The organism is Bradyrhizobium sp. 170, from assembly GCF_023101085.1.
Classification (GTDB): Bacteria; Pseudomonadota; Alphaproteobacteria; order Rhizobiales; family Xanthobacteraceae; genus Bradyrhizobium.
The window spans coordinates 2,008,641-2,031,017 of record NZ_CP064703.1 but is presented as its reverse complement, the minus strand read 5'-3'; the positions used below and the strand labels follow the sequence as shown (position 1 = coordinate 2,031,017).

Below are 22,377 nucleotides of genomic sequence, written 5' to 3'. Positions count from 1 at the left end.
AAATTGTTCGGCGAATCAGGACAGACGATGAGCAGAGGAGCCCGCCGGTACCACGCACCGGCATTCAACGCCAAGGTAGCGTTAGCCCCGTGACTCTGGCCCAACTGGCTGAGCATTTCGACGCGCAACCGAACCAGATCACGGAGTGGAATTCCCAGCTTCTGGAAGCAGCGGTCGAGGTACTTGATACTGGCGACGGCAACAGTACGAGCGATCCCATGGTGGACGTGAAAACGTTTCACGTCAAGATCGGGGAGCTGAAGAACGATTCTTCAGAAGGCGCGAGACAACGTATTCGTCGAGCCGCTGTGCCTGATACCTCGACTTTTGCAATGGGTAGCGTCCACACTGGAGCCTTGACCGCAGCCCCCGGATCAAGCTTACGTCAACCCTGCCGTTCCTGGCAGCAGCCTAACTCTGGCAGAAGCTCCACTTATCGACGCGGAATTGCTGTTTCAGACTTCGATGAAGCGGAAGCTCATGTCCGGGTTCCGGCAAAGTCGCGATCGGCTTCTTAACAGCCGGATTGATGTCTTCCGGAATGGCCTGCAACACCTGGCGATTTGGCCGTCCGTTGGAGGTTGGCAAGGACGCGGCTGACACGGGCATAACCGCTTCGATGAGCCGCCAAGGCCGATCTCTACGACATTGCACCAATGGAAAGCTTGTTCCACACCTTGAAGACCGCGCTCGTCCATCATCGCAACTACAAGACTCGCGCCGAGGCCCAGCGCGACATCTTCACCTTCATCGAGGGCTTCTACCACCGAACCCGGCTTCATTCCGCCATCGGATATATCTCCCCGATAGAGACGGAGCTAAAAGCCTGCTTAAACCCGTCCAGTTTTGCGGCAGAAGATCAGATGCGAACAAGAAACCTCCCAAGGATTGAAGTGTTTTGTCATACGTCTGCATCCTACCTTTGCAGGCGCGGCTACGCTGCGACAGCGGATGGAGCTCAATTCGCGCCCGGTCAACTATCAACGCTAGTGATTGATCTAGATAGCAGAAGCACACCCATCATTGATCAGGCAGGCCGCTCAATCGAACGATGAAGCAAGTAACTCTTCTGGCTTGCTTCGAATTCAACAAAACAGCTCGTGGAAAACTAACATGGCTACCATTGGCCAATTCCGCTTTGAGGACGTTTCTGAAAGACGTTCAGCCTCTGCCTTCAGCTCGCTGGACCTTGGGATTGCCACCTTCGATAACATTCGAAAGCGAGCTTTGACAACTTCGAACGCTTTGGTAGGAGCAACTCAACGCAGCTCTAGAGGATGTATGTCGGAGCGACATTATCGGGAGGCACACCCGCCAAGATCTCTGGCAACTGCGAAAAGTCAACTTATGGCGCCAGGGAACACACCACCAGCTGAGCGCGGTGCGTGAGGATGGTCGATCTTAAAACGGAGGCTCGGCGTGCGGCGTGATGATAAAATGAAGCTCGGAGTGTTCCTCCTACAGGCGGGATATCACTAAGGTGCATGGCGCGATCCGAGCGCGCCAGCGAATGGCGGAGCTGATATCGACTATTACGCTCATCTGGCAGCACTAGCCGAAGGGGCGGCATTTCGCTTCGTATTTGTCCCCGATAGCCCAAGCGTCATACATGAAGATTACGCAGCTATTGCTCGTGTAAGCCGCAGCGCAGTGTTGGAGCCAATCACGCTGTTGTCGGCGCTTTCATCGAGGACACAACGAGCTCGTCGTCCCCGAACTGCGGCGACGCGGTAAATTCGGATCACGATACTCCGGGCAAACATTAAGAGAGAACCTCGGTCTCGAGCGGCCACTGAACCGATTCACGTAGGCCGCTGTAAGCGGTCCTCCGTGAAAAACGCCGAATGCAGTCTTCTGCGACGGTGAGTTTTGAGATTGCAAGCTTTGAGGGAGCTGGGGGCTCGCAAGCTTGCAGTTTCATTTTCGAGGATTGATCGTTTTTCCGACATCGCCCCTCCCACACCACCGGACATACGGTTCCGTACCACGGCGGTTCGACCGAGTTATGCTTTGGCGGGCACGTAATGTGTATCCCTCCGGTGGCGGCCGTCTTGTTCGGTTCGACGAGCTGCCTGAGGGTGTGACCTTAAGTCTAGCCTTAAGGTCATGTGGCGAATGCAGGTGAAGGTATTGGGCGTCGAACGTCGGCGTCGCTGGAGTTACGACGAGAAGGTTCGCCTCGTCGAGGAGACCGTGCAGGCCGGGGAGACTGTTTGTGGGGTAGCGCGGCGGCACGGCGTGGCACCGAGCCTGTTGTTCACCTGGCGTCGGCAGGCGCGCCAAGGCCGCTTGGGCGGTGATGCCGTGCCAGCTCTTGTTCCTGTCGAGATCACACCGGCGTCGGCACCGGTATCGATCAGCACGCCGCAACCGGCGTCTTCACCCCCTGCGCAGCGCGCAAGGGCCGGAATCATCGAGATCGAGCTTGGCGGTGGCTGTCGTGTTCGCGTTGACCGGGACGTCGACGGCGAGGCGCTGCAGCGGGTTCTTGAGCTCCTGCGACGACGATGATCCCTATTCCGAGCGGCATCAGGGTCTGGATCGCCACTGGCCACACCGACATGCGTCGTGGCATGCAAAGCCTGGCTCTTACGGTTCAGGAGAGCTTGAAGCGCGATCCCCATGCCGGCGATCTCTACATCTTCCGAGGTCGCCGTGGTGACCTGGTCAAGATTCTTTGGCACGATGGGCTGGGCATGTCGCTCTACGCTAAGCGCCTTGACCGTGGGAAGTTCATCTGGCCCGCGGCGTCGGCCGGCGCGGTATCGATCTCAGCGGCGCAGATGGCCTATATGCTCGAGGGCATCGACTGGCGGAATCCGCAACTGAGTTGGCGACCGCAAAGCGCGGGCTGAGCTAAGAAATCTGCGGTTGCCGCCATTTTGGGGAGTCACATCGCGTCTAATCTGTGATTCACTGCGTCACATGGATGCCGACCGCGACGCTGTTCCGGATGACGTTGCCGCCCTGAAGAAGGCGCTGGCAGTCGAGCGCGCCAAGGGTTTGGAGATCGCGGCTGAACTCGCGGTCGCCCGCGCGAAAGCGTCGGAAGACGAGGCGCTGATTGCACAGCAGAAGCTGCAGATCGCCAAGCTGAAGCATCAGATTTACGGCCAACGGTCAGAGCGTTCGGCGCGGCTGATCGAGCAGTTGGCATTGGCACTCGAAGAGCTGGAAGCCGACGCCACCGAGGACGAGCTTGCGGCGGAACGGGCCGTGGCCAAGACGACGACGGTGCGGGGATTTACACGCAAGCGCGCCGATCGCCAGACTTTCCCCGAGCACCTTCCCCGGGAGCGGGTGGTGATCGATGGGCCTACGGCTTGCGAATGCTGCGGCAGCAGTCGCCTGCGCAAGCTCGGCGAGGACGTGACGCAGACGCTGGAAGTGGTGCCGCGCCAGTGGAAAGTGATCGAGACGGTCCGGGAGAAGTTCTCCTGTCGCGACTGCGAGAAGATCAGCCAAGCGCCGGCACCGTTCCATGCCATTCCCCGGGGATGGGCTGGCCCGAACCTCCTGGCCATGATCATGTTCGAGAAGTTCGGCCAGCATCAGCCGCTAAACCGCCAGGCCGAGCGCTACGCGCTGGAAGGCGTGCCGATCGCACTGTCGACCATGGCAGATGCCGTTGGGGCGGTCTGTGCCTCGCTGGATCCCCTGCTGCGCCTGGTGGAAGCCCATGTGATGGCGGCCGAGCGCCTTCATGCCGATGATACGACCGTGCCGGTACTGGCCAAGGGAAAGACCGATACGGGCCGGTGCTGGATCTACGTCCGGGATGACCGGCCGTTTGGGGGCCCGGACCCGCCAGCGGCGATGTTCTATTACTCACGCGACCGCAAGGGAGAGCATCCCCAGGGGCATCTGGCCCGATATGCCGGCATCCTGCAGGCCGACGCCTATGACGGGTACAACCAGCTCTATCTGCCCGGGCGCCAGCCCGGACCGATCCGGGAGGCTGCCTGCTGGTCGCATGGAAGGCGCCCGTTCTTTGCTATGGCCGACATCGAAGAGAATGCGCGGCGCAAGGGCGCCGGAAAAAAGGAAATCTCGCTCTCTCCGATCGCGATCGAGGTCGTGCGGCGGATCGATGCGCTGTTCGAGATCGAACGCTCCATCAATGGCAGGAGCCCCGAAGGGCGTCTGGAGGTGCGACAGACGCTGAGCCGGCCTCTGGTCGAGGACCTTCAGGTCTACATGCGCGAACAGCTCGCCAAACTGTCTCGCGGTCACGACCTGGCCAAGGCGTTCAACTACATCCTGAAGCGATGGGCGAGCTTCACGCTGTTCCTGGAAGATGGACGCGTGTGCCTCTCCAACAATGCTGCCGAACGGGGCTTGCGAGGCATCGCTCTTGGACGGAAGTCCTGGCTGTTCTGCGGATCTGATCGCGGAGGGCGGCGCGCCGCAGCTATGTACAGCCTCATCGTCACGGCGAAAATGAACGGTATCGACCCGCAGGCGTGGCTTACGGATATCCTCGCCCGGATCGCCGCCCATCCGGCTCATCGGCTGGACGAACTTCTGCCCTGGAATTGGACGCCAGCATCAGCGATCTCCGCTCGAGCGGCATGACCACCCACGTCAACAAGATCCATCACGTCACCACCATCACCAAGGTCGCGACGGACCTCGGCGAAGATGAAGATTGGCTGCGCGACGTCGCCAATGAAATGGAGATCGAGGACGGCGCCATATGGGTCTATGGCGTTGGCGAAGACGGTGTCCAGGCGTTCACCGACTTCGGCATCGAACGCCTCATCGAGCTCATCCAAATTTACAAAGAAAATCCCGAGTTGCTTAAGCGCTGGCCGTCAGAATAATCCAACCGAGCCCGCGGCCTACGCCGGATGCTTACCGTAATGTCGGTGCAGCCGGAGTTGATCGAACGCGTGGAACGGAGGGCGTTTGGATCACCGTGCGTCCCGACATGCGCAAGGAGCCTGTCCATGAACAGGTGGCAGTCGCTGCTTCGATCTTTGACACGCTACGACAGCGCAGTTCTTGCGTGATTGTGCCCGTTCGCCACTGCCGTCCATATCTACGCAATCTTCGGCGAATCCATGCTTCACGTTTGGGAGCGCTAGGGGCTGGCGGAAGCCGAATGATGCGCGCCCATCTGATGAGGTACGGCCGTAAAGACCAACCGCGAAAGACTCACCGCTCGTCCGGCGGCTAATGTCGCGAATCCGCGCCGAGTGCATCTGACGGCCTATGGTGCGTGCGCGTCTCGCCCCGCGTTCGAGACGCTGGATCCCAGGACCTGCGCGCCTCGGGGCGCGCCACCACACTTTTCGCCTCGTTGACTTCAGCCACAGCGTGCGGGTCGGAACCGGCCTGACGAGGTCATGCCCGTTCACCGGCGCGCTAGCTGCAACAAGATCCTGGAGCCATGAGAGTAACGGCAGAAACGGAGACCGCGTCTGGCCAGCACATTTGGTCACCACCACGTGGTTAATTCAACCGGGAGCGAGCAACCGAGCGAGGGTCTTCCTCCGGCCGGACCAAATCATCTCCATTCATTCGCGCCTTGAGGCCCGGACGAGTTTAAAACGCGTTTTGTCGGTAACCATTTTGGCGACGCGCCCCATCACGCCTTGTTTCCTTGCACACGTATACAGGCAATATAGAGATTCCTCGAGCGCACACCTCCTCCATCGCAGGTTCTGCAATGGCGGGGCTTTCTGGGTTTGTCTTCGCGGCGAGTCGTTGGATCGTTTCGCATCCACTGGCACGCACCCCTTGTCATCGGATGTCAAGGCCAGCTTTGAAAGCGCGAGGGGGATCGGAACACGTCGATTGGGGTTGCTGGAAGGTGACGCAGCATAACCTAGGCGTCGCGATAGGATTGTATAGCGAACCTCTACACCGTTCGAAAGGGCGGAGTAGAGCAACCGTCGGACGTTCGGCATGACGTGGCGCTCGGGACGATTGACGTAGTCCGGATATTTGCGCTGCCCACTCTCGGAGATCTCACAATTTTTCAAATCTACAATCAGTAGGGCAGTCCCTTTCGGATTGACGGTCGTCTTGCCTTTTTGTTGATCAGGGTCGTTTTATGATCTCAGATGTAAGCGCATCGATTGCTTGCCGGTGCACCAAGTGCGACCTCCAAACAACCATCCTCTGGACTTTGCGGGTAGAAGTACAGTTGGAGGGTCGAATTGGGGCCCAACTCGGAATCAGCGTCAGCTGGTCGATGCATGAACAATCAGGAATCGTTGCGCCCTATGTCCCAGGCGAATTCGAGCGCGACTTAGGCGTGCCGATCACCCAATGTACGCTCCCGGAACGCGTCTTGTGAGCCGGGAATTATCACGGAGGCGTTCCCTACCTCAGCCAATGTCGCGGAGAGCGCAAAGATCTTTACGGCCCCCTCCTAGCCGACTAATCTCGATGGCTGCTCGCATTGCAACTCCCCTAGCCGCAGGGGCCAAGCCCGGTTGGCAATCGATAATGATGACTTGATCGCGGGCCCTGACATCAAAGTCGGCCCCTGGCTCGCAAAAAAAGCCACCGGGCCTGGTGTGATGCCCAGACGACCGAGACTCCCGCAATTTCTGCTGCGATTGATATGCGGCGATTACAGCCTCAGCGCGCCCTGGCGGCGCGCTCGGATTCCACATCGACACGCTGCGCCGACGCGCTCAGCTCGACGAGCTCCGCTTCCGTGCGCTGACAGCGGATGTCGGCTCCCTTTGACAGGCGGCGCAGCGGCGTCCGCTCGACATCACAGCGCCCGGGGATGCGCACCGCGCAGCGCTCGAAGAAGCTGCAGGTCTCCCCCCGGCCCGGCCGGGCAACGCCAGCCGAGGCTTCTTTCAATACCGTCTCGCTGATGCCGTCGAGCCAGCCCTGGCGCAACTCTGGCACGGAGGAGATGAGGAGATCCGAATAAGGATGCAGGGGGCGCTGGTGCAGCGCGCCGCGGCTGCCGTGCTCCATCATCTGACCCGCGTAGAGGATCATCACCTCGTCGCACACAGCCTTGACCATCGACAGGTCGTGGCTGATGAAAAGGTAGGCAACGCCCAGCGCGCGCTGCAACTCGGCGAGAAGATCGAGGATCGCGGCGCCGACCACCGTGTCGAGCGCGGACGTGACCTCATCGCACAGGATGAGCGAAGGCTCGGCGGCGAGCGCCCGGGCGAGGTTGACGCGCTGCTTCTGGCCGCCAGAGAGCTCGCTCGGATAGCGTTCGGCCATGGTCGCCGGCAGGCGCACCATGTCGAGGAGTTCGGCGACGCGGCGCCGGCGCTGGTCGCCGCCAAGCCCGTGATAGAACTCGAGAGGGCGGCCGAGAATGCGGCCGATCGGACGCGCCGGATTAAGCGCGGTGTCCGCCATCTGGAACACGATCTGGATGCGGCGCAATTGGTCGCGCGTGCGCTCGGCTGCCTTGCGCGGCAAGGGAACGCCATCGAGCAGCACCTCGCCCCGGGCCGCCGGCAGAAGGCCCGCGATCACGCGGGCGAGCGTGCTCTTGCCGCAGCCGGATTCACCGATGACGCCGAGGGTCGTGCCCGGCTTGATGGTGAGGCCGACATCGCGCAGCACGGACAAAGCCGGAATTCCGTCGCGATCGACGGCGCCATAGCCGGCAACGACGCTCTTCACCTGGAGGACCGGAGGCGCGGCCGTCGCCTGCCCCGCTTCGGCAGCTGCCGCCCGCACCTGCGGCTCGGCGGCGGCAAGCAGGCTCTTGGTGTACTCGTTCTTCGGCTCCGAGAGGATGCGGCCGGTCGCGTCAACCTCGCGGATCACGCCGTCGCGCAGCACGACGATGCGATCAGCCATCTGTGCGACCACAGCCAGGTCGTGCGAGACGTAGATCGCCGTCGTGCCGCGCTGCTTGATCGCCTTCTTGAAGACGCGCAGCACCTCGATCTGCGTCGTCACGTCGAGCGCCGTGGTCGGCTCATCGAAGATGACGAGCTTCGGATCGGTGACGAGCGCCATCGCTGCGAGCAGGCGCTGCAGCTGGCCGCCGGAGACCTGATGCGGATAGCGCTCGCCGACCCGTTCGGGGTCGGGAAGGACGAGTTCCCGGAACAGTGCGACCGCTTTCGCCTCGGCCTCCGCCTGCGGCATGACGTGGTGGATCTGCGAGCTCTCGATCACTTGCTTGAGGAGCAAGCGCGCCGGGTTGAACGAGGCGGCGGCGCTCTGCGGCACATAGGCGATGTCGTGGCCGCGGAGCGAGGACAGCTCGCGCGAGCTCATGTCGAGCACGCTCCGCTCGTCGAAGGCGATGCTGCCGCCGGCGATGCGGGCGCCCGAGCGGGCATAACCCATCAGCGACAGGGCGATGGTGGTCTTGCCAGAACCAGATTCGCCAATGAGGGCGACAACCTCGCCCGGTTGCACCTCGAAGCTGACATCCTTGACGATGATGTTCTGCCGACCGCGCTCGTCGCGCGCGGTCACCCGCAGGTTTTCGACTTTGACGAGGGGCGCCATGTCAGTGCTCCCCAGTCGAGGACCAGCGGCCCGGCAGGTTGTCGATCAGCAGGTTGACGCCGATCGTCAGCGTCGCGATCGCGACCGCCGGCATCACCACGGCGAGCGCGCCGTCGGCAAGCCCATTGATGTTCTCGCGCACGAGCGAGCCCCAGTCGGCATTCGGCGGCTGCACGCCGAGACCGAGGAAGGAGAGGCCCGACAGGAGGAGGATGGCGAACACAAAGCGCAGGCCGAAATCGGTCAGCACCGGGCCGGCGATGTTCGGCAGGATCTCCTCGCGGATGAGATAGCCGGTCCCCTCCCCGCGGGCGCGCGCCACCTCGACAAAATCGAGCGCGTTCACGTTGACCGCGAGCGCGCGCCAGATGCGGAAGGTGCCGGGCGTGTAGATCACCGCAACCGTGCCGATCAGCACGGGGATCGAGGAGCCGAGCGCGGCGATCACGACGAGCGCCGACATCTTGCTCGGAATCGAGATAAGCGCGTCGACGAAGCGGCTGAGCGCCATGTCGACCGCGCCGCGCGAGACCGCGGCGAGCATGCCGAGGGTGCCGCCCATGAGGATGGCGAGGAAAGTCGCCGCCGCCGCAACCCCGATCGAATAGCGCGCACCGACAAGGATGCGGCTAAACACGTCGCGGCCGAGATAGTCGCTGCCGAGCGGCAGCGCCCAGCGCATCCGTCCGAACAGATCGTCGTCGACCAGCGCGCCCACGTCGTGCGGGGCGATGTACGGTCCGATGATCGCCATCAACACCCAGAAGGCGACGATGACGACACCGATCATGCCGGCGATGGGCAAGCGGAGGCCGCGGCGCGGCGGGGCCGGCGCTTCGACGGCGGCGATCGTTTGATCAGTGCTCATCGATGTCGAAGCCTCGGGTTGGACAGGATGCCGGCGATATCAGCGAGCATCACGAGGAAGAGATAGGCCGAGCAGAAGATCATCACGCAGGCTTGGAGGAGCGGCATGTCGCGCGTCGACACCGCGTCAACGAGTAGCCGCGCGAGGCCTGGGTAGTTGAAAACGATCTCGACGATGATGGCGCCGCCGAGAAGGTGCGAGAGGCTGAGTGCGACGGCATTGGCGATCGGGCCGATCGTGTTCGGCAAAGCATGCGTCAGAACGACTCGCATCGGCCGCGCGCCCTTCAGCACCGCCATCTCGACATAGGACGAGCGCAAGGTGTCGATCACCGCTGCGCGCGTCATGCGCATCATCCAGGCGATCATGACGCAGCTCAGCGTGAAGACCGGCAGCCCGAACAGACGGAAGAACTGGCCGAGCGACCCAATTTCCGTCGAGTAGGACAGCGCCGGGAACCAGCGCAGGTTCACCGCGAACACGATCACAGCGAGCGTCGCGATCAGGAACTCCGGCATCGCGACGATCGACATGGTAAGAAAACTCGTCACGCGGTCGTAGATGCTGCCGCGCCAGATCGCCGAGGTGATCCCCAGCATCAGCGCGATCGGCACGCACACGACTGCCGTGACTGCGGCGAGCATCAGCGAGTTCGGCAGCCGGCTCGCGATCAGCCCTGCGACCGGCAGGCCATTCACCAGCGAGCGGCCCGGATCGCCCGACAGCAGCCCCCCGAGCCACAGGAAGTAGCGGGTATAGGCAGGCAGATCGAGATGGAGGGCCTGGCGCAGGCCCGCGACCGCCTCAGGCGTCGCGCTTTGTCCGAGCAGAGCCTCGGCGACGTCGCCCGGCAGGATCTCCGTGCCGAGGAACACCACTACCGAGACGAAACCGAGCGTCAGAATCGCGATCGCGATCCTGACGAGCACGAGACGGGCCACGTTCATGACCGTCCTACCCGTGGCGACGCCCTGACGCGCGCCCGCTCCGAGGATGCCGCAACGACGCTCACTGCTCAAGCCAAATGTGTTCAGCGAAGTTGAAGCCCATCAGGTTGCCGGCCGGGATGGACCTTAGTCCCTTCAGCCGGTTGCTGTGCGCATCTAGAACGATCGCGAAGACCGGGAGGCAAACGCCGGACCCCTCATGGATCAGGCGCTGCATCTCCGCATACATCGGACGGCGCTTGGCATCGTCCGTCTCCGCGCGCGCCTCCAGCAGGAGCCGGTCGAAGCGTTCATTGCGCCAGGCGCTCGCGTTGTAGGGCGCGTCCGACTTGAAGAGGTAGCTGAACTGGATATCGGCAGTCGGTTGGGCGTTGGCGGCCCCAAAGCCGATCGGATGCTTCATATAATGGTTCGTCCAATATCCGTCAGCGGGCACGCGCTGCAGCTGGAAGTTCAGGCCGATCTGCTGGCCGGTCTGTTGCAGGAGTTGCGCCATCTCCTCGGAGTTCGAGGCCGCGGGCGAGACGACGATCGGGAAGGTCTGATTGACGAATCCCGAGCGCTGCAGGTAGAAGCGCGCCTTGTCGGGATCGTAGGAGCGCTGCGGCAGACTCGGATCGTAGAATCGGTTTGTGGGGTCGATCGGGTGGTCGTTGGCGATGACTGCGTAGTTGCGATAGACCGCACGGCGGATCTGCTCGCGGTTGAACATGTGCTTGACCGCCAGCACGAAGTCGGGGTTCGAACCGGGCGCTTGGTCGAGGCGGATGACGAGATCGACGTAGGCGCCGCTCTTCGTCTCAAAGAGGGCAAGGTTTGGGTCCGAGGTGATGCGCTGCGCCGAACGCGGGTTAACGGAGCCGACCAAGTGAACGTCGCCCGAGAGCAGAGCGTTTACGCGCGCCGGCTCGTCCGGGATGCCGAAAAGCTCGATCTCGTCAAGATAAGGCTTGCCCGGCTTGAAGTACTCCTCGTTGCGCACGGCAATCGAGCGCACGCCTGGCTTAAATTCAGCGCATTTATAGGGTCCGGTGCCATTCGCGATGCGGAAATCGGTGGCGCCGTCCTTGACGATCTGGAAGTGCGAGACGCCGAAGACGGCTGGCAAGTCGGCATTGGGTTCGGAAAGCCGGATGCGCACCTCGTGCGGCCCGGTCGCGGTGATCTCCTGCATCGGCTGGGCGAGCATGCGCGCGACCGAGCCAACTGCCGGATCCTTGTGGCGCCGCAGAGAGTAAACGACATCAGCAGAGGTCAGCGGGGAGCCGTCGTGGAAGCGCACGTCCCGACGCAGCTTGATGTTCCAAACCGTTGCGCGCTCGCTCGGCGCGATCTCATCGGCGAGAGCGAGCTGTGGCGTCAGGTTCTCATCGAGCACGGTCAACCCGTTATAGAACATGCTGCCGCGCGAATAGTCAGTCTGACCCAAGCCCCTCGGCGGGTCGAGCTTCTCGGCGTTGGAGCTCTGACTGGTCGCAACCTTAATCCTGCCGCCGCGGCGCGGGGTTTGTGCATGCGCGGTCTCAGCGAAGGTCGCAACGGCGCCGGCGGCGGCGACCGACATGCCGGCGGCGATCAGGAGGTTCATCACGTCGCGGCGCGTCGCCCCGCGTTGGAAGGCCTCGCTAAAACGCAAGCGCATAGGTGCCGGCCTTTCGATATTCATTATCTTCCTCCCCCTTTTTCGTCTGTTGCACAATGTTACTGCGTCTATAAGGTGGAATTTCCCTAATTTAGAGCGTCCTACGCCGAAATTCTGCGCCTGATCAGGAAAGCTCGGAATTCCATGCCACGAGGTGTCGAGCCTTGGGTCGACACGGGCGAACCCGTGTGGTCAACGTCCTCCGGGGTGGCATGTGGTTGAGAATTTCGATGACGAACACTTTCAGATGCGAACCAGAGCTATCGTCAGGACCAAAGGCAGCCTCCCACGCCGTTTGATAGATCACCGACAGCGCGATCCCCCGGTTTAGACCTAGCTCGAAGTCACGCAGCTAGCCTTTGGTTGCCGGCTATTGAAATGGACATCCTGTTCCTGCTTGGAGGTGAGGTCGCCCTTCTCGGTCACGCGCAGGACCAGGAACTCGCGGTGCAGGTTGAGCTTGATAGATTGGCAGAGCTGTGCGGGCCTCCACGGAGTAGAAAAACACCCATCGGAGCGTTGAGCCGTCAGTGCCCGTGCGGCTCATCGAGGCCTTGGGCCTTCATCAGAACCAGCTGCGGGACAAAGGCCTGCGCCGTATATTGGCTTCCGCCGACGCCCTTCTAATTTGATCTCTTTTAGCGGCTGGAGTGATCAAGGCGAACACTTGCGAGCGATATAGCGTTTGAGACATAGGACGGCCTCGAGCTTGGAATGGTCCCTAGCCATGCGCTTGGCTGGTAAGCCTTGCTTCGCAGGTCGATCCGAAGCCTCTTGATGGCGATGATATGCTGAGCGCTGTTGGTGGCCCGGTCGCCTGCTCAATTAAGGCGATGACGGCTTGGCTTTCCGGCGAACCTGGGACCGAGCTGACCGCAGAGCGCGGCAAAACAGCCCTGGAGTGCAAGCGTTCATGTCCCCGGCGGTCGGGAGCAGTTGTGCGGCGCCCCCATGAGAGATTGAGTTGCGAGCCATGAGATTAGAGCGAGCTCACGACGATCGCGCCAAATTTAGCATCCAGTGGGCACCCTCATCGTGCAGTTCAAGATAGCGGCACGACATTAGGCTGATCCTGATTCGATAGACGGATTGCACGCTGCGGTAGTCGGTCAGATCAGGCCCCCACGTTGCCCGGGGCCTGACGAGCTGCATATGAAACATCCAGCGCAGAGCCTCCCATAATCCGTCCGGTGCGCAGATGATGGTGTTTTGGAACATCTGCAATGCATCGCCTGCCACCGCTGTCTTGCGGCAGGCCTTGAGGACACGTGGGCTTCGATCATGCCTTCCCGCTTCTGCTGTGACGGTGCGTTTGCCGACAAAGGCAGCATGCGAAGCGTTCTGAGCGTTGAGATCGTCGTCCTTTCCACGCTGCGGCGATCATGCTGACCCGGGATTGTGACCTCAGAACTTCGGCACCAGCGTTCTGAGAGTCCAGGAGCCCAGTCCACAGGTTCCGGTAGACTCGATGCGGATGCGCAGCAAGGTGCAGAAGGGCATCCGCTACCGCTGTGCCAGTTATCGCACCGATGACACCTACGCCATTGCCGCAGCGGGTGACCGATCGGGCTCGCGCATTGGGCATCGCGATGTCGGCCTTGTGCGTACGTACCTTGCAGCGCGAGACTTGAAACGATGGACCAGCGCCTCGCGCGTATCGAGTTAAAGCAAGTCGCACAAGGTCAGCGTATTCGCGCCCGGCCCGCGAGCTTCAGCGCCGCCACGCGGCCGGTCCCGCAACTCGCGGCGGCACGACCAGCATCGTCTCCTCGGTTGCTCAAGAGGAAGGTGGCACGGTCCCGGGTTGAGGGTCGATGGGCAGAAGCTCATGCAGGCCCATCAGGCTTTCGTAGAGCGAAGCGGCTTGCAACAAGGCGGCTTCTCCGCGCGGCTTGCCGACCAGTTGCAGGCCAACCGGCCGGCCGTATCGATCGAACCCGCAGGGCACAGCGATGGCGGGACTGGCCGCCACGGTGATCGCCGACAGGGCCTTCGAGCCGGCCAAGTAGTTCTCAAGCGTCCTGCCCGCGATGGTGGGGGGCGTGCGCAGATTGATGTCGAACGCCCCCGTCGGCATACCTGGCGTCACAAGCAGGTCGTATTCCTGGAAGAACGCGACCATGCGTCGGAACAGCGCCGCGCGTTCGCGCTCGGCCCACGCAAGACGGCTCGCAGTCTGCTTAAGGCCAAGCTCGGTGTTCCAGAGGATCTCGGGCTTGATCTTTTCGCGGTGCTCCCGGATATGCAGCTCGCTGTCGACGACGAATTGTTGGCTGCGCCGCGCCATGAACACCTCGTCCACTGGTCCGAAATTCGGAGATGCTTCCACCACGGTCACGCCCAGCTCCTCGAAGCGTCGCACAGCCTTCGTGCAGATCTTTCGAATGTCGGCATCGAGTTGTTTGCCGCCCAAGTCGGCTGTGAAGGCGATCCGCTTCGGCGCGATGGGATGAGCAACGGCGGCACTGAACGACACGGCTGGCGCGTCGAGCGTCATAGGATCGTGCGGACACATTCCTGCCATCGTGTCGAGAAACAGCGCCAGATCGGCGACGGTCCGCGCCATCGGACCCTGGACCCACTGCGGCGAATAGAGACTGTTGGTGGCTCCACGCGTCACCCTTCCCGGCGAGGGTCTGAGGCCAACGACGGAACAATAGGTGCCGGGACCGCGCAGCGAGCCGCCATGATCAGAGCCGTGTGCCAGCCACACCTCGCCCGTTGCGACCGAGACCGCGCCGCCGCCGGTCGAGCCGCCGCAGGTGAGCGAGGTATTCCAGGGATTGCCGGTGCGGCCAAACACTTCGTTGAACGTGCTGCCGCCAGCACCGAATTCGGGCGTGTTGGATTTCGCGACCACGATGCCGCCCTTGCGCTCGATGCGCTCGACGAGTGGATGAGACCGGGTCGGCACATGATGAGCAAAAAGTGGCGAGCCGTAGGTGGTGCGCACGCCAGCCACATCCATGAGATCCTTGATCGAGACCGGGAGGCCGCCGAGCCAGCCCGGCTCGTCCCTCGCCCGGCAAGCGGCATCGGCCATTATGCGTTTGGCGTGATCGCGCGCACGATCGAAGCAGAGGGTGGGCAAAGCATTGACGGCCGGCTCGACCTCCGCGATGCGCTTCGCCGAGGCCTCGAGCAGATCGAGCGGCGTGATCTCGCGCTTTTTGAGCCGTGTAATTGCCTCGACGGCTGTCAGCCGCCAAAGATCGTCACCCATTTTCGGCCTCCGTCATCTGACTGTGCGCAACGGCGGCCCTTCATCTTGCCTACAAACTGTCACGTCAGCCGCAAGCGGCTTTGCCGCCGTGCAACGGCGGGGCCATACGATACATTCCATGACGGTCACCCGTAAAAGCAAATGCTCGCTCGATGTATCCTCCGATCCAAAGAGGCTTGGCTGTCCGGGGTCGCCGCCTTTGCCTGGTGCAACCTCAAACACGACATGCCATAGGTCCTCGATCGATCCGGCGTGGGCGGGTGTGCAAGCTTGGCTGGAGCTAGCTGTTCGCCACGATGGACCGCACCAAATTTCGGTTTGATCGCAACCTCACCGCAGGAGCCTGCCGCCTTGATGATTGAGCCAACAGTCTCAGACCCAATTACGTCGGGCAACGCGCCAGCTCCGATCGCGGCTGCCGAGCCGCTTGACGCACCTCGCGGCGTGCATTGCGGATTGATAGGATTGCGAGTCACGCTCGACGTGCCGCCACCCAGCTCGACGGCAACCAACTTGCCCAGCATCTCCGCACCGGTGTCACGCGAGGCCTATCCGCAGGCAGAAGCGCCATAGCCTTGTCCGTTTCACGCAATCTCTTCCTTCCTCGGAAGATCGCGCGTCATGACAGGGTCCTTAATGCCCACGGGCACGCCATCGATCGATGATCTTGGCTTATCTGCGCGGTAGCGTCCTGTAGATTCGGCGGTGGCTTGGCGGGCGCATTCGCTATCAACTGGCATGCCTTCGCTACCAGCTTGCGCTCGGCAAGAGCCTTGGGGCAGCCTTCGAGGTAACCTGAAGGAGAATTGCAACCTATCGAGAACTTTTTGCCGCTGATCGCAGAATATTGGCGCTGTAAACGTTCGCGGGTCGAATGAAACTGCGTTATCCGGCATAACGGCCTCACTTCATCGATCACTGCAGACGGCCGCACGTCTAGTTGCAGTCACTTCGCTGTGGCAAGCGGCGGTCGACCATCTGATGGGAGATACCAAGATAAGGTTTGGCGCGGAAAACCGTCGCCAAGCACTTCCACGAACGTTGAAGATAACACGTTCGCCAGCGTCTGCTTGTCGCCAGTAGCCGAGTTTCCCATACTGTTGCCCCACGGGCTGTGCCCTGAAGGATGATGCAACCGAAGGCTGCGCGACAGGAGAGTTCAGGAATCACCGAAAAGCGCCTCAAGCTGAGGCTTGCCCGGCCCGCTTCGGTCCAAGATAGCCACACGCCTTCATACAAAACTCAGATCGTGGTCCTTCATTTCGCGCACAAATTGAACGATCAGGTTGACCGTCGCGGCCGCGTCACGGAGGTCGATCATCTCGTGTGGTGAGAACGAATAGCGCCGCGGTATGCCCACGCTAATCGTGGGAATTCCGCCGTTGCTGACGTGGATAGCGGCGGCTTCTGAGCTGCCTCGATTATTCGAGACCGTGAATTGCAATGGCAGTTTCCTGCTGACCGCCGCGGCTAGCAAATGGCGTTTCATCGCGGGGTGCGCAATGTTACCCCGGACGATCACCTCTCCACTTGACATCGTCAGGTTCACCGAGGGGCCTTTACCCATAATGGGAGAGGCTTCTCTGGTCACGCCGAAATCGGGGTGTCGTTCGATGGAGATCCATCAATGGCGATCGCATAGTCCGGCTTGCTGCGATGAACCACCATAACGGCGCCGCGAAGGCCGACCTGCTCCTGCACGGTAGCAACGGCGTGAACTGTTCCGAAAGGAGTCTCACCTTTGAGTTCAGCCAACGCCTGGATCATGATCGCAAGCCCGGCGCGGTCGTCCATACCCTTGGCACAAACGCGATGTCCTCCGGTGAATTCCTCGAATTCACTGATGAAGCTGACAGGGTCGCCAACGTTAACACCCAGTTCGGCTACTTCGTGCGCGCTCGACGCGCCAACATCGATATAGAGCTCGGCAATGGGGATGATTTGCTTTAGCCCGGCCGCCACGCGGGAGCGCTCGGAAAGAGAGCCGATCAGGCCGAAATGGCCATTGACGTTGACCCTACGGCAACCGAGCAGTGCGTCACTGACGCCGCCTAGGCGCTCAAAGCGCAAAAAGCCGTTCGGCTCGATACCTTTTATGATAAAGCCAATCTCGTCGATGTGGGCGCTGAGCATGAGCAGCGGCGCCGCCTTGCGGCCGCGCTTCACGGCTGTGACGTTGCCGTAACTATCTGTCTCGACCTCGTCGACAAGTGGTTCGAAGCGCTGCTGAACATAACGAACTACCGCCTGTTCGAAACCGGATACGCTGTGCAAGCCCGAAGATCGCGCAGAGTCTGCTTCAGACCTTCCTTGAGGTGCTGGTCGTTAACATTCTCACTCATTTATGTCTCCTCGCTTCTCTCGAAAACCCGCGGTCGCCATGCGGCTCGTCGTCCTTAGAAGGCGCCATTGATCCAGGATTGCGTCCATAAGCCGGCAACTCGCGGACAAGCAGCCCGCCTGCTTCCGGTGCTCGCGCCACGGCGCTTAATAGCCGCGTCGCAGATCCACCAAATCCTTCAACGGCTGCCCTTTCAGTTAGCGCTCAATGTTTTCTGCAATGATTTCAAATGCTCGCTCCATACAGTTTGTGGGGATTCCGGAAGTATGGGGCGTTACAATCACGTTTGGCATATCCCACAGCGGGCTGTCCTGCGGAAGCGGTTCGCGCTCGAACACGTCTAACATCGCGCCCGCGATTGCACCCGTCTGCAAGGCGCTGATCAGTTCGGACTCCGCGACGACGCTGCCCCGGGCGATATTGATCAAAAATGCATCACGCCGCATGCATGCGATCTCGGCCGCGCCGATGAGACCGACCGTCTCCGGCGTGGCCGACACGGCCAGGACCACGAAATCGCAGAGCGGCAGCAAATCTTTCAGCTCAGCGGAGCCGAACAAGCGGTCTACACCTTCAACCGGAACCGAAATGTCCCGCTTCGAGCCCACAACCTTCATCCCCGCGCTCTTCGCGCGCCGAGCAATAGTCGCCCGATCGAGCCTAACCCGACCACGCCAAGCGCTTTGTCGGCCAATGGCGTCACGCCGCGGAAGTTCCATTGCCGCTCAGCCTGCTCGCGCAGAAACTTACGGAAATCCCAATTCAGCATCGTCACGCCGGCCATCACGTAATCCGCTATGAGGCCGCCATGCATGCCGCGAACATGTCGCGGATGGGGAACATGGAATCAACACCGGCGCCAATGGACTGAAACCAACGCAGCTTCTTCGCCCGATCGAACACTTCAACGGGAAATCGGAAGGCAAACAACGCGTCCGCCTCATCTATGTATCGCTCAAGCCGATCAGCGTCCGGAGCCACTATGGCGCGAACTTCCGGACAACGCCCCCCAAAAGTCTTGCAAGAAGTTCGGCCTTGGGGTGATTGATGACAATGGTGAAGGCTGGGCTTTCAGTGGACATGCTTACCTCTATGGTTGTGCTTAGGCCGGCCCTCGTCGATGACAACAAGGCTCGAGACCGAGATTTAGCCGAACATCATATCATACGGAGAAGGAAACGATGCACTTGCCGAACAGGCGCGCCGATAGAAGTATGGACTAGACACCCAATTGGGCACCGAACGCTTAGGTCCGAAATTCTTTAATGTGGCGCCGCTTATGCCGAAATTCCGCGCCTACGCGCTGATTCCGCTGGAATGCACTTAACGTTCGAACAATGAATCACCGAGCATTCCGAAATTGAAATCGCATGCGATTCCATCATGAAATCGCGAGCTCGGAATGCTGGATCGGACGGGTCCCTTGCTTTCGATTTTGGCAAGAAGTGGATCGAATGCCGATGGACGGCTTGCGACGCGCCATGGATACATGACCAGTTCCAACGCGCAGCACTTTCGTGTGCTGAGCATCGCCGACGACGTGACCTGCGAATGCCTGGTAGCGATCCGAGATATGCCAATCTCCGGCCGCCCCGACAGGCCCCCAGCTCCGCTTGTTTTCCATCATGCTGTCATCTAACGTCACACGTTGGCCATTAAGTCGCGGCTCACCTCGCCAACCTAGGGGCATCGAGCTCTTGGGATGGGCACCATCACCCATCAGATGCGTGCTGGTTTTTGTTGGCCACCGCAATTGCGACGACCATAGTCGGCGCCGGTCAAGCAGACCATCGATTTAGCCGCCGCCGAGAATATGCCCGTGCCACGGACACATTCTGCGAGTCCGATGATTGGCAAGGTGTCAGAGACAGGACTCTTTTGGCTCTGTTGTGGCATCTACGTACACCCGGTGGAGTTCTCACCAGACGTTACGGACCTACTCGCTCCTTGCCTTAGGTCGAGCCTCGTCGTGCCAAGCCAAGCGGCGAATTTTTTCATTCTTGACCCGTCTTCGCGCGCGAGTGCCCTGCAAACCGCCCCCCCATTGTCCAGTCCCAGAAACCCCGATATTGGATAGACCATCGCTGCCGCGAAAGGTGCCCATCGGCGCCGCGGTCGGATGATCATTACCGGCGGGCTTTGGCACATCCGCTCAACGAGATATCTTGCGGCCTGAAAATCAAGCATAGCGATCTGGGAATGCAGCAAACTCGCATGTACCCACTGGCCCCTCCCCGACCTCTCACGTTCGAAGAGGGATGTGAGAACACCGAGAGCGGCGTAAAGGCCAGTACTGGAATCGGCCACAGCAATGCCTGCCCTGCGGGGGCCCACTCTCGGGCGTTCCCGTCACGGACATTAGCCCGCCCATTCCTTGAATTATCCTGGACGTTTCGCGTACGGTCCATCCTGTCCGTAACCAGATGTGCTGGCAAGAATGACTCTTGGATTGAGACAGCTCAGCGCCCGATAATCTAAGCCAAGACGCACCTTAACATCCGGCCTCCAGTTCTCCACCACTATCTCGCTCGTCTTCATAAGTTCACACAGTATCTTAAGCCGTCCGCCGTCTTGAGATTAAGAGATAAGCCACGTTTGTTGCGGTTCAGATTCTGGAAGTCGCCGCCGCGCCGCTTCTCAGCAAACATCGTGTCGTTCGGATCAACACCGAGGGGCGGTTCAATACGGATTACGTCCGCCCCAAAATCCGCAAGCATCCGTACACAAGTTGGACCGGCTCGGACACGGGATAGATCGAGCACGCGAAAGCTGGAAAGCGCACCAGGCACATGATTCACAGTTTCTCTCCTCGCGGCCAACGAAAGCGGCTGCACGCTCCTCTCACACCGGGCAGCGATAAAGACGCGCGGGTCCCCCGATCGTGGCTCGCAGATGATACGAGGGTCTAAGAGCCGTTTTCCCTAAATTGCGCGCTCACTTCGCTCATTTGTCGCAGCGGGTCGCGTCCTTGCGAATATTTTACTATAGCGCGACAATCTGGGTGGGGCGCCGTATTGCCGCATGTAGCGATGTTCCCGATAGACCTATTGTTGCCTCATCTATTTTGCTCCCTAGCCAGGGAGCGAAGGAAGCCGGTCGTGCAACTGGTGGGTATTTCGAGCGCGCCGATGTCGCGCTCGGTCCTCGACCGAGCGCTTGCAAAGCCAACAGACCGGTGATCGGGCGTGGTCAAGGCCGCCAGCCGCCGAAGGCGGTGGCGCAACGCGCCAGCCTTGAGCACGGTCGATCACCGGTCTATTTCACACCGCCGTTCCTTCATCCAGCAGCGGCGGGCTTTCCGGTGATGTGACGATCACGTCGCTTTGTGCCGCGTTTTCCCAGAGCTAAACACCAGTGCGCTTGCTTGCTCGCTGCGCCACAATTTGAGACGACGTTGAAGAGTTCGGAGTACTTTGCGCGGGTAGACCCCGGGGTTTTCTGCCTGAAGCTTGGACAGGAGTTCACTGCTGGTCCGCCACGGCTCGGCCTCGAACCATTCGCGCAGCTGTGGCGTAGCCTTGACGAGCGGATCAGGGCGTCGCCGCTCTCGCTTCGGCTTCGCAATTGGCCTGTCCGTCGGGCGTCCCGCTCCGTCTTTCCACGCGATTCGCAAGCTCGACAAGAACTGTTCGATCGGCGGCATCGCAGTTGGATGGCTTGCTGGGGCGACGTCGGTGAGATTGGCCAACTGCTCCTGCACGGCTCGGATATCGCGCAGTAAGGCGACCGGATCCAGGCCGGCATAGATTTCATTGACGCGGGCGCGGACGGCATCAGGTGTTCTTGCTTCGGCAACCAGCCGCTGATGTGGGGTCGCGGGGGCGCTGTACGTTTTGTGGACACGCGCTCCGTCGCGTTCCTTTCGTATCAATTTGAACGATGGCTGGAAAAAGTTCACGAACAAGCGGGCCGAACGGTAAAGCTGAGCCAGCAAAGCGGCCGCTTCGAGTCCCTCGAATCGACGGTAGCCGACCATTCGGCGGACCACCGCGCCGTTCTTCTGCTCGACAAAGGCCTGATCGTTCTTGCGGTAAGGGCGACAGCGCGTGAAGACGATGTCAGCCTGTTCGCAATATTCTTTCAAGGTCTCATTCATGAACACAGAGTCGTTGTCGGTGTCCAGCCCCAGGAGCGCAAACGGTAGCTGTTTACGAAGTTCGGTCAGAACCGTGCTCAACAACCTCTGTTCGCGCACCAGAAGTGGCGCGCATTCAGTCCAACCGGTCGCGATGTCCGTGAGAACGAGCGTCTGGACGAAGCTACCCCGCGCCGAAGGACCGCTGTGAGCAACAAGATCGGCCTCGACGAAACCGGGCGCAGGATCTCCCCAATCCGCTGAAGTAGGAACAGGGATGCTGCGTCGCAGAGCACTTGCTACAGAGCGACGGCGCTGCCGGCCGCTTTGCTCACGAACGCTTCGAAGCGCCCGGTCGATTGTCGCCGCACTCATCGACAACAATTTGGCCCGAACCTCTGGCGTCAGGTCGATATGGCCGTGACGCTCCATCGATTCAATCAAGATCGGCAGCAGGGCCTTCAGACGCTTGCCGCACACCCGGTCTGCGGCCTCCCAAAGCAGTATCAACACATTTCTCTCGGCGTCTTGGTAGATCCGCGCACGATTGCGACGCCCCGCTGTCTGGCCGACAGGGTCGCAGCGCAGCAGCCGCATCGCATGCTTCCGATGCAGGCAGTAATCGCGACGAACTCGTCGAGAATACGGCCCTTTTCGACGCGGCTCGATACCCTGTAGCGCCGCGCCAAAGCAGACTTCAATTCCTTGCGCGTCGCCATACTCAATCGCCTCATCGTTGCCCCTGCGCTCCCTTGCCATTGGGGAGCAATTTACGTGAGGCAACAACTCAGCATTCAGGAACATTTCTGGCGACGCAATGC

Annotated in this window: 13 protein-coding genes and 4 pseudogenes; 6 read left to right on the top strand and 11 right to left on the bottom strand. The window is 60.9% G+C overall.

All coding sequences use genetic code 11. From position 1 onward, the window contains the following. Window positions 1–27: 27 nt before the first annotated feature. The 6 genes and pseudogenes from IVB05_RS09670 to IVB05_RS09645 form a co-directional block, all read left to right on the top strand. A pseudogene (locus IVB05_RS09670) lies at window positions 28–269 on the top strand (IS3 family transposase); the annotation flags it as partial. Between the two features lie 335 nt (window positions 270–604). Beyond that, a pseudogene (locus tag IVB05_RS09665) lies at window positions 605–818 on the top strand (IS3 family transposase); the annotation flags it as partial. A 1,288-nt stretch (window positions 819–2,106) separates the two neighbouring features. Further along, window positions 2,107–2,271, top strand: a pseudogene (locus IVB05_RS09660) (transposase); the annotation flags it as partial. A gap of 236 nt (window positions 2,272–2,507) precedes the next feature. Next, a complete protein-coding gene (tnpB, locus tag IVB05_RS09655) occupies window positions 2,508–2,855 on the top strand; it encodes an IS66 family insertion sequence element accessory protein TnpB (protein ID WP_256473227.1) in 348 nt (115 codons plus the stop codon). Window positions 2,856–2,925: 70 nt separating this feature from the next. Continuing rightward, complete coding sequence (locus IVB05_RS09650) at window positions 2,926–4,575, top strand: IS66 family transposase (RefSeq protein ID WP_247783981.1); 1,650 nt, start codon at window positions 2,926–2,928, stop codon at window positions 4,573–4,575. Then, on the top strand, window positions 4,572–4,823 hold the full coding sequence (locus tag IVB05_RS09645; RefSeq protein WP_247783980.1) for a hypothetical protein: 252 nt from the start codon (window positions 4,572–4,574) through the stop codon (window positions 4,821–4,823). The genes IVB05_RS09650 and IVB05_RS09645 overlap by 4 nt, the downstream gene beginning before the upstream one ends. Before the next feature lie 1,768 nt (window positions 4,824–6,591). On the opposite strand, the gene IVB05_RS09640 is transcribed toward IVB05_RS09645, so the two are convergent. From IVB05_RS09640 to IVB05_RS09595, 11 genes and pseudogenes are all read right to left on the bottom strand, one after another. Next, window positions 6,592–8,460: an ABC transporter ATP-binding protein gene (locus IVB05_RS09640; RefSeq protein ID WP_247783979.1), complete on the bottom strand. Its 1,869-nt coding sequence runs from the start codon at window positions 8,458–8,460 to the stop codon at window positions 6,592–6,594. 1 nt (window position 8,461) lies between these two features. Beyond that, window positions 8,462–9,250, bottom strand: a complete 789-nt coding sequence (locus tag IVB05_RS09635; RefSeq protein ID WP_247786637.1) for an ABC transporter permease — start codon at window positions 9,248–9,250, stop codon at window positions 8,462–8,464. Between the two features lie 74 nt (window positions 9,251–9,324). Next, window positions 9,325–10,275, bottom strand: a complete 951-nt coding sequence (locus IVB05_RS09630) for an ABC transporter permease (RefSeq protein ID WP_247783978.1) — start codon at window positions 10,273–10,275, stop codon at window positions 9,325–9,327. A gap of 61 nt (window positions 10,276–10,336) precedes the next feature. Beyond that, on the bottom strand, window positions 10,337–11,839 hold the full coding sequence (locus IVB05_RS09625) for an ABC transporter substrate-binding protein (RefSeq protein ID WP_247783977.1): 1,503 nt from the start codon (window positions 11,837–11,839) through the stop codon (window positions 10,337–10,339). Window positions 11,840–13,694: 1,855 nt separating this feature from the next. Next, the gene (locus tag IVB05_RS09620; protein ID WP_247783976.1) at window positions 13,695–15,140 is read right to left on the bottom strand and encodes an amidase family protein; all 1,446 of its coding nucleotides are present in this window, start codon (window positions 15,138–15,140) and stop codon (window positions 13,695–13,697) included. A gap of 1,231 nt (window positions 15,141–16,371) precedes the next feature. Beyond that, on the bottom strand, window positions 16,372–16,731 hold the full coding sequence (locus tag IVB05_RS43405; protein ID WP_253075652.1) for a hypothetical protein: 360 nt from the start codon (window positions 16,729–16,731) through the stop codon (window positions 16,372–16,374). After that, entirely contained in the window at window positions 16,728–17,414 is a 687-nt protein-coding gene (locus tag IVB05_RS43400) for a hypothetical protein (RefSeq protein ID WP_253075651.1), read from the bottom strand. Before IVB05_RS43400 ends, IVB05_RS43405 begins: the two co-directional genes overlap by 4 nt. A gap of 264 nt (window positions 17,415–17,678) precedes the next feature. Further along, window positions 17,679–18,098 carry an NAD(P)-dependent oxidoreductase gene (locus IVB05_RS09610; RefSeq protein ID WP_247783975.1) on the bottom strand — a complete coding sequence of 140 codons (420 nt, stop codon included), beginning with the start codon at window positions 18,096–18,098 and terminating at the stop codon, window positions 17,679–17,681. Beyond that, window positions 18,095–18,265 carry a hypothetical protein gene (locus IVB05_RS09605; protein WP_247783974.1) on the bottom strand — a complete coding sequence of 57 codons (171 nt, stop codon included), beginning with the start codon at window positions 18,263–18,265 and terminating at the stop codon, window positions 18,095–18,097. Before IVB05_RS09605 ends, IVB05_RS09610 begins: the two co-directional genes overlap by 4 nt. A gap of 1,750 nt (window positions 18,266–20,015) precedes the next feature. After that, on the bottom strand, window positions 20,016–20,279 hold the full coding sequence (locus tag IVB05_RS09600) for a CoA transferase (RefSeq protein WP_247783973.1): 264 nt from the start codon (window positions 20,277–20,279) through the stop codon (window positions 20,016–20,018). Window positions 20,280–20,794: 515 nt separating this feature from the next. Further along, window positions 20,795–22,290, bottom strand: a pseudogene (locus IVB05_RS09595) (ISNCY family transposase). Window positions 22,291–22,377: the final 87 nt, after the last annotated feature.